The following is a 12,882-nucleotide window of genomic DNA, read 5'->3' as shown; positions in this document are numbered from 1 at the left end:
TGTCTAATTTTCTAAACAAAAATCGGAGTGTGATTTTTAAGATTGTTAACAGTTGAACAAAGTAGAAAATCAGATTTATTTAGGTTTTTAATACTTACGAAAATCAACACTTTATATGAAAAGAGGAATGAATGGAGTAAAGGAGGGGCTACAATATGAGAAATAATGGCGAGCATCAATCATGGTATAGTCTAGGAATTGTCTGGGCTGGTGCAATGATTAGCATACCAAGTCTATTAGTAGGAAATACACTTATTTCTGGTATGAGTTTACCTAAGGCATTATTCGTAGCATTTGTCGGTTATTTCATTGTCGTCGCCATCATGATTTTGCAAGGCATGCAAAGTAGTGATCTGGGAAAGCCAACTGTTCATATTGCCGGACAAGTATTTGGTAAAAAGGGCTCACGAACAATATTATCAATTATTTTAGCCATTGCTTGCTTAGGATGGTTTGGAATTCAAGCCAATGTTTGTGGGGCTGCATTAGCGAATTTACTGGCGAATTATGATATGAATATGCCAATACCATTAGCCTCTTTCCTTTGTGGTTTGGTAATGGTGGTCTCAGCTATCTATGGAATTAAGGTGCTACGCGTAATAAGCTATATTGCAGTTCCATTATTGGTCATCATTTCTATAGTTGGTTTAGTTCAAACATTGAGTGGAGATCATTTACAAGCAATTCAGAACTATAAACCTAGTGGTAATATGAGTTTTATGGATGGGCTTTCAGTCACAATGGGGTCATTTGCATTAGGAGCAGTGATAGCGGGTGATTATTCCCAATTTTCCAAAAAACGTTCAGATGTTTTTAAAGCAGCCATCTTTGGAATTATTCCAGCTGGAGTTCTGATGATTGGCGTAGGTGCAGTTTTAACGATTGCATATCAGACGAGCGATATTACTGCGGTCTTTTTGAATATAGCAACCCCATTCATTGGTGGTGTCATTTTAATCTTAGCTACATGGAAAACAAATTTGGTTAATGCAATATCTGGTGGAATTGCCTTGATTAATGTTTTTAACATTTCTAAGCAAAAAGAAAAAATGGCAGTTGGAATTGCTGGTACGGTGGGAACTTTACTTGCCGTGGTGGGAATATTAAATTATTTCACACCTATCATGTCTATATTATCAGCAATGATTCCACCAGTTGCAGGGGTAATGATTGCCTCCTATTGGATAATGAATAAGGGCAATATGAATAATTGGAGACAAGTGGAGGGTGTGAACCGTTTAGGCGTTTTCTCTTGGCTAGTAGGTGCTGTCATTGCTAGTATTCCAGTTGTTTTTTCTTTATTCCCTAGCTTGCCTCAAGTACCTAATCAGCCATTAACTGGGATTATTATTTCATTTGTAATTTATTATTTTGGCAATCGTTTTTCTATACAGAAATCTATCATGTTGGAGGAGAATAAATGAGATATTTAGATAAAGATGCGATTGAACGAATTGCTATTGGAGCAGCCTTTTTAGGAACAGGTGGTGGAGGAGACCCTTATATTGGGAAAATGATGGCTCTTTCCGCTATTGAGAAAAATGGACCAGTACGACTATATTCAGTTGATGAAATCGAGGATGAGGACTTTTTCATTCCAGCCGCGATGATGGGGGCACCATCAGTTTTAGTAGAAAAGTTTCCACGTGGAGATGAGTTTGTAAAAGTTTTTCAAAAGCTAGCGAAATATATAGGGAAGGAAAAGATTACAGGAACTTATCCAATGGAAGCAGGTGGGGTAAATTCGATGATCCCGATTGTGGTAGCTGCACAATTGGATTTACCTCTCATTGACTGTGATGGAATGGGGCGGGCGTTTCCAGAACTCCAAATGGTGACCTTTAACTTGGATGGGATTTCAGCAACGCCAATGGCCATCACTGATGAAAAAGGAAATATCGGGATATTTGAAACAATAGATAATAAATGGACAGAACGTTTGGCTCGAACAGAAACGGTTGAGATGGGTGCTAGTTCCTTGGTTAGTTTGTACCCAACGACTGGTGCACAGATTAAGAAGAGTGGCGTCCATCATATCATTACACTTTCCGAAAAGATCGGTGAAATTATTTCTTCAAAGGAACAAAATGCAAAAGAAAAACTTCAGGAATTGCTAAAGTTAGTCTCTGGATATGAGTTATTCCAAGGGAAAATTGTGGATGTGATTCGAGAAACCAAGGGTGGCTTTAACCTTGGGAAAATGAACCTTGAAGGTATTGAAGAAAATAAAGATGAAAATATGAAGGTCCATTTTCAAAATGAAAATCTTATTGCAGAAAAAGATGGTCAAGTAGTTGCTATGACTCCGGACTTAATTTGTTTAGTGGATTATGAAACCTTATTACCAGTAACAACTGAAAGTCTAAAATATGGGAAAAGGGTACGTGTGATTGGGTTGCCAGCACATGAAAAATGGAGAACGGATAAAGGAATCGAAACAGCTGGTCCAAACTATTTCGGATACGATTATGATTATGTTCCAATTGAGGAATTGGTTAAAAAGGTGGTAGTAAAACATGTATAAGATTGGTATAGATGTTGGTGGAACAAATACAGATGCTATTATTTTAGATGAACATCGTCATCTAATTCATAGTGTAAAATCTCCTACAAGTTTAGATATTAAAACGGGGATTGAAACAGCTTTAAGAAACGTTTTAAAAGAAGCAAATATTGATAAAACGAAGATCACTCATGCGATGCTAGGGACAACCCAGTGTACAAACGCAATAGTAGAACGGAAGAAATTAGCCCGAGTTGGTGTCATTCGGCTTGGCTATCCAGCAACTGCCTCTGTTCTTCCTTTTACCGCCTGGCCGAAAGATATGGTTGAAGAACTTTCTGGAAATTATGCATTAGTACATGGTGGTTATGAATACGATGGTCAATTATTGGGAGCGCTTGATGATAATGAAATTAAGAGTCTACTAGAGGAATGGCAGGAAAAAGTAGAATCGATCGCTGTAGTTGGTGTATTCTCTTCGATCAAAAATGATCAAGAACTAAAGGTACGTGATCTCATCCAAGAAGTATATGGAGAAGAATTCCCGGTTTCTTGCTCTTCATTGATTGGTTCTGTAGGGTTAATTGAACGTGAAAATGCAACCATTCTCAATGCAGCCTTATGTAAAGTAATTGAAACAACAACACAAGGATTTATTCATGCATTGGAAGAGGAAGGGATTGCTAACGCGGAAGTCTATTTATGTCAAAACGATGGAACCTTGATGTCAATCGAATATGCGAAACAATTTCCTATTTTAACAATTGCATGTGGACCAACAAACAGCATCCGGGGTGCTTCCTATTTAGCGCAAATCAAAAATACAATGGTTCTTGATGTAGGAGGTACGACCTCTGATATTGGGGTTTTACAGGACGGATTTCCGAGAGAGTCTTCTGTAGCAGTTGAGGTTGGAGATATCCGCACCAATTTTAGAATGCCGGATATTATTTCTGTAGGTCTGGGTGGAGGAAGTATTGTTCGTGTAAACAACGGCAAGATTACCATTGGTCCCGATAGTGTAGGATACAAAATTAGTCAGGAAGCACTTGTATTTGGTGGAAGTACCCTGACTACAACCGACATTGCGGTTCGTCTAGGCTTAGCTGATGTAGGTGATAAAAACTTAGTCGAGCACATTGATGAAGCTTTCGCTAAAGATGTGCTAATAGAAATTTCCTCATTAATTGAGCAGGCCATCGATAAAATGAAAACCTCCTCAGAAGATGTTCAGCTTGTTATCGTAGGAGGAGGAAGTATTATTGTTCCTGATACGATTCGTGGGGTATCGAATATGATTAAAGCGGAAAATGGTACAGTAGCCAATGCAATTGGTGCATCAATTGCTCAAATTAGTGGGCAATATGAGCAGATCTATATCTATTCTAAAGAATCACGTGAGGATTCCTTGAAAGATGCTCAGGAAAAGGCAGTGAAACAAGCTGTATTAGCTGGTGCGGTTGCTGAAACGATTGAGTTAGTTGAGGTAGAAGAAACCCCGCTTGCGTATCATCCGGAAAATGCAACAAGACTAAGAGTGAAAGTGGTAGGGAAGATGGAATAGACGCCAGTATCTTGTAGGTTTGTCTACCAATAAATTTTTATATCATATTGGTAAAAAGAAAAGTAGACCTTAATTTAAAACGGTTGTGAGACTAATTTGATTCAATAAAAGGGTTCAGAATATACCCATTCTGAGCCCTTTCATTTTTACTGTTTCGTATAGAATGTTGCTTTTATAAAAGCCCAATTGCTTAGCTTCTAAACCCAAAAGGGATTTATCCATATGTGAGCCTACCATCTACAATAAATTTAGAAATCATGCGTTGTTACAGTTAATTGAATAATTATTCCAAATGGATCTTTCACCACTCCGTAACCGGGGCTAAATGAATTTTTATTAAAAGGGATGAGAGTATGGACTTGATGATGTCTAATAAGGCTATGAAAGATGGTTTCAATTTCTGAGTAATCCTTAGATTGGAAACATAATGATGAACTATTACCTAATTGCCAAGGACGTGTTGAGTCCATTTCTTCTTCTGCAATCATGATTTTATTTCTACCAATTTGTAAGACAGAATGCGTAATATAGTCGTCCTGGCCGTTGTCATAGGTGAACTCCGGATCCATTTCTTTCATTTCTTTATAAGTTTTTTTAAATAATACTTTAGCTCCTAGATACTGTTCATAAAATGAAATTGCCTCAGCCCCCTGCCCCTTAAATGATAAAAATGGAATAACTTCAATATTCATTGTATTGCCTCCTTCGTTATGATCTTTTACACTTTAAGTATAAATTTAAAAGGTGACAATAAATGGCACCTATAAGGAGAGTCCTATGAAAAAAAGTGAACGTTTAAATCAGATGCTTCGCTTTATTAATAAAATGCAAATGTTCACATTGAAGGATTTAATAAATGAATTTGAAATATCAAAACGGACAGCACTTCGTGATATTGCATCACTAGAGGAAATGGGTGTCCCATTATTTGTAGACTACGGTAGGTATGGTGGGTACCGGTTACTGAAACCAATGGCATTGCCTCCAATATCGTTTACAAGCCAAGAGGTCTTTGCGCTTTATTTTGCTATGCAAGCATTAAACAGTTTTGCAAGTACTCCATTCCATATATCACTTGCTTCGATTAATAGGAAGTTTTTAGAAGCCGTTTCATTAAAAGAACATGAGCAAATTGAAAATTTAAAAAAGAGAGTAGCTTTTTACCATACAGAACAAATACATGAATGTGTGTATCTAGAAGAACTTCTGTTAAACGCAGTTCAAAATAAGGGAATTAAAATAAAGTACGAGACACCGAAACAAACGACCGTGAGGAGTATTCAACCACTCTCCATATATGCAATGAAAGGGTATTGGTATTGTCAAGCATTTGATTTGGATAAATCTGCTTATCGTGTTTTTCGTTGCGACCGCATTACTGAATTAGAGGAAATAGAATATGATCATCGTCTTGATCTAAATGAAGTAACCATTCATAATACCCATTCCTTATGGAAATCAACAGATCAAGCCATTTCATTTAAATGTTTACTTACTGAAACTGGAGTAGAAAAATATAAGCAACAACCATTTCCTTCTATGAAGGTGATAGATGAAAATGAAAAGAAGTATCTAACGGGGACATATGAGCCTAGTGAAATGAATTTCATGATTTCCTACCTAGCCAGTTTCGGAAAAACTATAAAAATAATTGAGCCGTCTTCCTTAAAAGAGCAGATGAAAGAATACTATTTAGACTTAATTAATCATTTGTGATGAATATGAAAGTGGGTCTATGATTCACATGATTGCTGTTTATTAGTTCGAAGAATTGTTATGAATGAAGAACAATATAGCTTAAAAATAACGAGTAGGGATTCAATTAAAAGTAAAAAAGAGGAAAATGGCGGAATTGTTCATTTTCCTCTTTTTAAGTTATGAAAAATTATTTAGACTAGATTGCCCAGTCTCCATTTCGGAAGATAGGTACAATCGTGCCGTCTTTTTTGATTCCATCGATATCCATTTGGTTAGAGCCGATCATGAAGTCAACATGAACGTTTGAAGTGTTCATCCCATTCTTCAATAATTCTTCTTCGTTCATTTTTGTTCCACCTTGAATGGTCGTTGGATATGCTGCCCCAATGGCCAAATGATTGGATGCATTTTCATCAAATAGTGTATTAAAGAAAGTAATATTGGATTGAGAAATTGGTGATGGGTCTGGTACTAAGGCAACTTCACCTAAGCCTGTTCCACCGTCATTGTCGAATACTAGCTTTTTGATTGCTTCATTTCCTTTTTCAGCGGAAATATCCACGATTTTTCCATCTTTAAAATGAACTTCAATGCCCTCAATGAGCGTACCTGCATAACTAAGTGGCTTTGTGCTGCGAACAACACCTTCCATACGATGTGTATCAGGAGCAGTGAAAACCTCCTCTGTAGGCATGTTAGCAATAAATTCTTCCCCTTTTGGGTTATAGCTTTCAGCACATGCCCAAATATGGTTCTTCGGTAAGCCTAATGTTAAATCAGTCCCTGGTGCTGTGTAGTGAAGGGCATCAAATTGAATTTCATTTAATATAGCTGCTTTCTCATTTAAAATCTTTTTATGCTCATCCCATGCGGCGATTGGATCTTCTTCATAAACACGGCATGTTTTGAAAATTTGATCCCATAAGGCATCCACTTGTTCTTCAGATGTTGATAAATCAGGAAACACTTGCTTTGCCCAGCCAGCTCCAGCAGCAGCAGCTACCGTCCATTTCAAATCATCATTCTGCGTTGCTATTCGCTGTGCCTTGAATGCTTTACCGGCTACATTTTGATAAGCTGCAACTTTAGAAGGATCCACTTCATTAAGTAATCCTGGATCACTGGATACAATCGAAAGTCGGCTAACGCGATGATTTAACACATGGTCTTCTGATTCTTGGATTTCATATTCAGGAATGTTGGTTAATACTTCTACAGGTTGATGTATGTAATTCAGCTTGCTGATTTCATCATCAGACCATTTAATAATGACCTTTTCAGCCCCTAAATCATAAGCCTCTTTCGTGATAAGACGTGCTAAAGGAGCTTGATCAACTGTGATCGTCATTTTCACCCAGTCACCTGGCTGAACATTGATCCCTTTTGCAACTAAAAGCTTTGCATATTTTTGTAAGTTTTCTTCGAAATTTGGCAGCACCATTTTATTACCTCCTAAATAGTAAGGGAAAAATTATCCCAGTAATTATTCTTATGTAACAATGAAGTTATGTAAGTTAGTTTAACCTTGATAACTAATGGTATTATACTCTACCTTGTTCCTTGAATATACTAATTTGTTTTTCAATTTTGACAGAAATTTTCTCACTTCAAAAAACATGTAAAGAGAAGCGGAAAAATTACCTTTCTAATAACAAAAAAGTATGAATATGTTAAGAGGATTGATGCCTTTACAAAAATTACAAGTATAATAGATTTAATGATTCACAAGTTGGAATGTAATAAGAGCAATTTCTGATTAATAAAGGAATGGTGACTAGTATGAGTAAAACTAGAGAAAAAAGTCAATTTGAAAGTCGATTTAAGGAACAGGTGATGGAAGTAATAGCTGTTACAGGAGCTTCGGGAATTAGTGCGGGAAGAGCCGGAGGAAATCAAATGTGGAATGCCTCAATCCCGTTAATTGCCTGGAAAGCCTTGGGGAGCAATGAACCTTCTATAAAAGAAGAGCTGCGACTTGAATGGTTGGTAGATGATGAGGAATGGGAAAAAACAAGAGACCTATTGGGTATGAATTCAATCGCAAGACTTCAGGTACGTAAGGCTGAAAAGTCGATGATGCTTGTTAGCGTAATCGAAAAGGATTATCGCGATGATGAATTAGAAATCATCTTACAGGAATCGCTAAAGCCCGTTTTTTATAATGATGATGTATTAGGTATTTTTGAGCTTAATAAGGGTATAAAGGTTTTTGAAAAGGATATTTCCTGGGCTGTTGAAGAGGGATATTTATATTTTGATTGGAATGAAGATAGGACGGTTATGCATTCTGCATTGAAAACTGCCTATGAGCTTTTTAAGGAGCAGGATAAATGGAATAGGAAAATTAGAGGTTATGCTGCTGAAGAACTGGTTGAATTGGCAAATGAATGGCTCGAGGATAATGAAGAGGCAGAAATGAATAAGATTACAAAGGAAATATTTGTTGGGCTTATGAAATTAAGTAGTATTAGTGTTTATCCAGATGGTGATTTTGACCTATTTTTTGATGATGGAGATATGTTTTGGGGGCATTCAATTATAGTAACTGGAAATATTAATGGGGAATTTAGTTCTGCTGAAATTGCTGGGTAAATAGAGATTCTACTGTAGTTTAACTGATGTTTGAAATGGAAAAAACGGAGATTTTTTGAGAGGTTATCCACATGTTAAAACAATGGGTCTCAAAGCCTTGAAGCATATATGAAACAGGTGTAATATAGTCTTGGGATATGAAAACGGAATCATTGTTTTAAATTGCTGTAGATGTTTTGGACAAACTGATAAATTGGAAGCAGGTCAGGAGTCCTGTATCCCGCTAGAAAGTGATTGAACGATTCCTTTTAATAGGATGATTAATGAGTATACTATTTTTTTAGTTTTTTCTATTTAATAGAGGAGAGAGATTAATATGTCAACGATAAAAGAGCATATTCGAATTGAGAAGGATTTTTTAGGATCAAAGGAAGTACCTGTTGATGCTTACTATGGGGTTCAAACTTTACGTGCAGTTGAAAATTTCCCAATCACTGGGTATAGAATACATGAAGAATTAATTAAAGCTATGGCAATCGTGAAAAAGGCAGCGGCACAAGCAAATATGGACGTGAAACGTTTATATTCAGGAATTGGAGATGCGATTGTACAAGCGGCGGAAGAATTGATGGAAGGGAAATGGCATGATCAAATTATCGTAGATCCTATTCAAGGTGGAGCAGGGACATCGATAAACATGAATGTTAATGAAGTCATTGCCAATCGTGCCATCGAAATTCTTGGGAAAGAAAAAGGGGATTACTTCCATTGCAGTCCGAATACTCATGTGAATATGTCTCAATCAACCAATGATGCATTTCCGACAGCTATTCATATAGCCGTATTAAATCTACTCGAAAAATTACTGAAAACAATGGAAGATATGCATAGCGTATTCCAACAAAAAGCAAAAGAATTTAATCATGTAATCAAAATGGGGCGTACCCATCTTCAAGATGCTGTACCGATTCGTCTTGGTCAGGAGTTTGAGGCATATGGACGCGTCATTGATCGTGATATTAAGCGGATTAAACAATCCCGCCAACATTTATATGAATTAAATATGGGAGCGACAGCAGTCGGAACCGGATTAAATGCAGATCCACGTTATATCGAATTAGTAGTCAAACATCTCTCAGATATTAGTGGTTTACCACTAGTGGGTGCAGAGCATCTTGTTGATGCAACACAGAATACGGATGCTTACACAGAAGTATCTGCAGCATTAAAAGTATGTATGATGAATATGTCAAAAATCGCAAATGATTTACGTTTAATGGCATCTGGCCCTAGAGCTGGATTAGGAGAAATTACGCTACCAGCACGTCAGCCAGGTTCATCAATTATGCCTGGTAAAGTAAACCCAGTTATGGCGGAGTTAATCAATCAAGTAGCATTCCAAGTAATTGGTAATGACCATACAATTTGTCTTGCATCAGAAGCAGGTCAGCTTGAATTAAATGTCATGGAGCCAGTACTTGTATTTAATCTGCTTCAATCAATAAGTATTATGAATAATGCCTTCCGCGTCTTCACAGATAATTGCTTAAAAGATATTAAAGCAAATGAAGATCGGTTAAAGGAATATGTAGAAAAGAGTGTGGGTGTGATTACAGCGGTTAACCCTCATATTGGTTACGAGGTGGCTGCTCGAATTGCCAGAGAGGCAATTTTAAGTGGGGCTCCAATCAGAGAACTTTGTCTGAAATATGATGTTTTAACCGAGGAAGAGCTTGACTTAATTCTAGATCCGTATGAAATGACACATCCTGGAATTGCCGGTGCAGCATTGCTAGATAGAGAGTAGATAGTGGATGCTAATAAATGATGAGTTATAGGATCTGAGATTTAAAATATCGATAGTAATTGCTAAAAGAATGACCTATGTATTGAAACGGGGTCATTCTTTTCTATTAAAATTTAAATGGATGTTAAAGGAGCAGTTTGAACATCAAGTGAAATGAACGGTTATCGTAACAGAATGCTTGAAAAAGGTAATCGTTTCGGTCAGCTTTTTTTATTGAGTAATTAGGAAAAAATAACATAAAAAATAAATCTTTACTTTTAGCGATGAGTTCTATATAATACTTACTAAGAAATAGCTAATAACTTTTAGTAACTTAATTTTACAATGAATTTACTAATATATTTTTTTGTATTATATCTTGAATTCAAGATTTTTATATTCCGAAATAAAAAAGAGGGTTGATTAAATGACTCAATTTATCGATTTGGTGAATAAAAGAAGATCTGCAGGTAACTTTCTTGATAATATTCCTATCACTAAAGAGGAACTTAATGAAATTTTTGAACTTGTAAAACTGGCACCATCTGCGTTTAATCTACAACATACTAAGTATTTTGTTGTCATTGATTCTGAGATAAAAGAAAAAATGAGAAAAGCAGCTAATGGACAATATAAAGTTAAAAGTTCATCTGCGGTTATTTTAGTATTAGGTGATAGGAATTCGTTTTATGAAGCTCCGAAAATCTATGAAGGTTTGAAAATGTTAGGGATTATCAATAAGCAAGAATATGATCATTTGGTTTCAGACACCATATCCTTTTATGAATTAAGGGGACAAGAATTTCAAAAAGAGGATGCGATAAGAAATGCATCTTTGTCAGCTATGCTCTTTATGTTAGCTGCTAAGGAAAAAGGTTGGGATACTTGCCCGATGATTGGATTTGATCCAAAAGCAGTAAAAGAATTGTTAAATATTGATGATGAACACGAAGTAGTTATGATGATCACAATAGGAAAAGAGAAAGTAGAAAGCAGAAAACCAAGGGGCTATCGAAAACCTGTTAGTGAATTTGTATCTTATTTTTAAAGAAATATTATTCGAAATTGCTACAGTTCCTCCAGGTTTCACTCATGATGAATCATACGGAACAATGGGTGAGAAATTAATGTTGCCACCTCAATATGAAATGTACCGAAGTCGTCTAAATGATGTATTGATTACGTTACAAGTAAGAAAAATAGATTAGTTCTACGAAAGGAATGATTTTCTAATGTTGTCAATTGACCCATCCTTAAATACTGAAAGAGAAAATTACAAACTTTTAATTGGAAGCATCATTCCAAGACCAATCGCGTTTGTAACGTCGCTTTCAGACAATGGGACCTTAAATGGTGCACCTTTTAGCTATTTCAATATTGTCTCATCGAACCCACCGATGATTTCTCTTTCTATACAGCGTTCTGGAGGAAACCAAAAGGATACAGCCCGTAATATTATCCATTCCAAAGAGTTTGTTGTTCATATTGTGGATGAACAAAATGTTGAAAAGGTAAATCTTACGGCTGCTAGTCTTCCACCAAATCAAAGTGAAATTAAATTAGCTGAGTTAACACTAGTTAATAGTGAAAAGCTAAAGGTGCCAGGGGTGAATGAATCTAAGGTTCGGATGGAGTGTACTTTGGAACACTCCTTAGAGATAGGAGAGAACGGCTCAATAGGCTGTGACCTTATTATTGGGAAAATAGTTCATTTTCATATAGATGAGGAAATTTATGAAGATGGAAGAATCAATCAAGCAGGTTTAGCAGCGGTGAGTAGATTGGCTGGTACAAACTATTCTAAAATCGGAAAGGTTTTTTCTATAAAAAGACCAAAGTAAAGGGAGGTGTACAGATGTTAAAAACGGATGGGATCCATCATATCTCAGCAATGGTGAATGATGCTCAAAGAACTATTGATTTTTATACGGGTGTACTAGGATTAAGGCTGATAAAAAAAACAGTCAATTTTGATCGTCCAGAAGTTTATCATCTTTACTTTGGAAATGTAACAGGAGATCCTGGTACAGTTATTACCTTCTTTCCATGGGCCAAACAATTGAAAGGACGTATAGGAACAGGACAGGTCGGTGTTACAGCATATATGATCCCAAAAGGTTCTATCTCCTTCTGGGAAAGTCGCTTGCAAAAATATCAAGTATCTTATCAATCTTCTTCTCGATTTGGTGAAACCTATTTGGAATTAAATGATCCTGATGGACTACAAATAGAGTTAGTGGAGCGAGCAGAGGGAGAAAGAAACAGATGGAAATTATCAGACATCCCTGCTGAATATGCAATTAAAGGATTTGCGGGAGCGACTCTATTATCAAAATTCCCTCATAAGACCGCAGAAGTTCTAGAAAATGTATTAGGATTTACCTGCCTTGGTCAAGAAGGTGAATTTCTGAGGTTTAAGGCTGACGGAAAGTTTGGAAATATCATTGACACTAAGTTATCAGCATCTGTAAGAGGGCTGATGGGTGCGGGAACTGTCCACCATATCGCCTGGAGAGCTAAGGATGAGGAACAACATCAGAAGTGGAGAGAATTGCTTGAACAAGAAGGATATTTTCCAACTGAGATTTTAGACCGTAACTATTTTAAAGCATTATATTTTCATGAAGGCGGAGGGATTCTTTTTGAAATCGCAACGGATCTACCTGGATTTACTGTTGATGAACCACTGTCCGAACTAGGGAATAAACTTATGTTGCCTACATGGCTTGAGGATAAACGAGAAGAAATGGTAGAACTACTTCCGCATATAGAGGTTAAGAGTTTGAAAGGAGAATAAAA

At 36.5% G+C, this 12,882-nt stretch carries 11 protein-coding genes and 1 pseudogene; 10 read left to right on the top strand and 2 right to left on the bottom strand.

The window, feature by feature from the left end:
- Positions 1-155: 155 nt before the first annotated feature.
- The 3 genes from MHI39_RS23565 to MHI39_RS23555 are packed head-to-tail and all read left to right on the top strand — an operon-like array spanning position 156 to position 4,067.
- Positions 156-1,424, top strand: a complete 1,269-nt coding sequence (locus MHI39_RS23565) for a cytosine permease (protein WP_342540333.1) — start codon at positions 156-158, stop codon at positions 1,422-1,424.
- Positions 1,421-2,524, top strand: coding sequence for a DUF917 domain-containing protein (locus MHI39_RS23560; RefSeq protein ID WP_342540332.1), 1,104 nt, complete (start codon positions 1,421-1,423; stop codon positions 2,522-2,524). Before MHI39_RS23565 ends, MHI39_RS23560 begins: the two co-directional genes overlap by 4 nt.
- The gene (locus tag MHI39_RS23555) at positions 2,517-4,067 is read left to right on the top strand and encodes a hydantoinase/oxoprolinase family protein (protein WP_216385899.1); all 1,551 of its coding nucleotides are present in this window, start codon (positions 2,517-2,519) and stop codon (positions 4,065-4,067) included. Before MHI39_RS23560 ends, MHI39_RS23555 begins: the two co-directional genes overlap by 8 nt.
- Positions 4,068-4,315: 248 nt before the next feature.
- Here the strand turns inward: MHI39_RS23555 and MHI39_RS23550 are convergent, their stop codons facing one another.
- Positions 4,316-4,759, bottom strand: a complete 444-nt coding sequence (locus MHI39_RS23550) for a VOC family protein (RefSeq protein WP_259548220.1) — start codon at positions 4,757-4,759, stop codon at positions 4,316-4,318.
- 85 nt (positions 4,760-4,844) lie between these two features.
- Between MHI39_RS23550 and MHI39_RS23545 the strand changes: the two genes are divergently transcribed.
- On the top strand, positions 4,845-5,783 hold the full coding sequence (locus MHI39_RS23545; protein ID WP_259548219.1) for a YafY family protein: 939 nt from the start codon (positions 4,845-4,847) through the stop codon (positions 5,781-5,783).
- 178 nt (positions 5,784-5,961) lie between these two features.
- Here MHI39_RS23545 and MHI39_RS23540 read toward each other — a convergent pair whose 3' ends face one another.
- The gene (locus MHI39_RS23540) at positions 5,962-7,206 is read right to left on the bottom strand and encodes an aminopeptidase (RefSeq protein ID WP_180213095.1); all 1,245 of its coding nucleotides are present in this window, start codon (positions 7,204-7,206) and stop codon (positions 5,962-5,964) included.
- 338 nt (positions 7,207-7,544) lie between these two features.
- Between MHI39_RS23540 and MHI39_RS23535 the strand changes: the two genes are divergently transcribed.
- The 6 genes and pseudogenes from MHI39_RS23535 (at position 7,545) to MHI39_RS23510 (ending at position 12,880) form a co-directional block, all read left to right on the top strand.
- Complete coding sequence (locus MHI39_RS23535) at positions 7,545-8,357, top strand: DUF2262 domain-containing protein (protein ID WP_259548217.1); 813 nt, start codon at positions 7,545-7,547, stop codon at positions 8,355-8,357.
- A gap of 316 nt (positions 8,358-8,673) precedes the next feature.
- On the top strand, positions 8,674-10,104 hold the full coding sequence (gene aspA / locus MHI39_RS23530) for an aspartate ammonia-lyase (RefSeq protein WP_058004544.1): 1,431 nt from the start codon (positions 8,674-8,676) through the stop codon (positions 10,102-10,104).
- Positions 10,105-10,510: 406 nt separating this feature from the next.
- Entirely contained in the window at positions 10,511-11,131 is a 621-nt protein-coding gene (locus MHI39_RS23525; protein ID WP_180213093.1) for a nitroreductase family protein, read from the top strand.
- A 1-nt stretch (position 11,132) separates the two neighbouring features.
- Positions 11,133-11,291, top strand: a pseudogene (locus tag MHI39_RS23520) (ring-cleaving dioxygenase); the annotation flags it as partial.
- Between the two features lie 24 nt (positions 11,292-11,315).
- Positions 11,316-11,924 (top strand): flavin reductase family protein, encoded by a 609-nt coding sequence (locus tag MHI39_RS23515; RefSeq protein WP_342540331.1) that lies wholly within the window; start codon positions 11,316-11,318, stop codon positions 11,922-11,924.
- Between the two features lie 14 nt (positions 11,925-11,938).
- Positions 11,939-12,880 (top strand): ring-cleaving dioxygenase, encoded by a 942-nt coding sequence (locus tag MHI39_RS23510; RefSeq protein ID WP_071977466.1) that lies wholly within the window; start codon positions 11,939-11,941, stop codon positions 12,878-12,880.
- Positions 12,881-12,882: the final 2 nt, after the last annotated feature.

Source organism: Heyndrickxia sp. FSL K6-6286 (assembly GCF_038630395.1).
GTDB classification, from domain to species: domain Bacteria; phylum Bacillota; class Bacilli; order Bacillales; family Bacillaceae_C; genus Heyndrickxia; species Heyndrickxia oleronia.
This window is presented reverse-complemented; position numbering and strand designations above follow the sequence as displayed.

Coding starts and splice junctions, on each gene's coding strand:
- MHI39_RS23565 (WP_342540333.1), top strand. CDS start 156: ATGAGAAATAATGGCGAGCATCAATCATGGTATAGTCTAGGAATTGTC.
- MHI39_RS23560 (WP_342540332.1), top strand. CDS start 1,421: ATGAGATATTTAGATAAAGATGCGATTGAACGAATTGCTATTGGAGCA.
- MHI39_RS23555 (WP_216385899.1), top strand. CDS start 2,517: ATGTATAAGATTGGTATAGATGTTGGTGGAACAAATACAGATGCTATT.
- MHI39_RS23550 (WP_259548220.1), bottom strand. CDS start 4,759: ATGAATATTGAAGTTATTCCATTTTTATCATTTAAGGGGCAGGGGGCT.
- MHI39_RS23545 (WP_259548219.1), top strand. CDS start 4,845: ATGAAAAAAAGTGAACGTTTAAATCAGATGCTTCGCTTTATTAATAAA.
- MHI39_RS23540 (WP_180213095.1), bottom strand. CDS start 7,206: ATGGTGCTGCCAAATTTCGAAGAAAACTTACAAAAATATGCAAAGCTT.
- MHI39_RS23535 (WP_259548217.1), top strand. CDS start 7,545: ATGAGTAAAACTAGAGAAAAAAGTCAATTTGAAAGTCGATTTAAGGAA.
- aspA (WP_058004544.1), top strand. CDS start 8,674: ATGTCAACGATAAAAGAGCATATTCGAATTGAGAAGGATTTTTTAGGA.
- MHI39_RS23525 (WP_180213093.1), top strand. CDS start 10,511: ATGACTCAATTTATCGATTTGGTGAATAAAAGAAGATCTGCAGGTAAC.
- MHI39_RS23515 (WP_342540331.1), top strand. CDS start 11,316: ATGTTGTCAATTGACCCATCCTTAAATACTGAAAGAGAAAATTACAAA.
- MHI39_RS23510 (WP_071977466.1), top strand. CDS start 11,939: ATGTTAAAAACGGATGGGATCCATCATATCTCAGCAATGGTGAATGAT.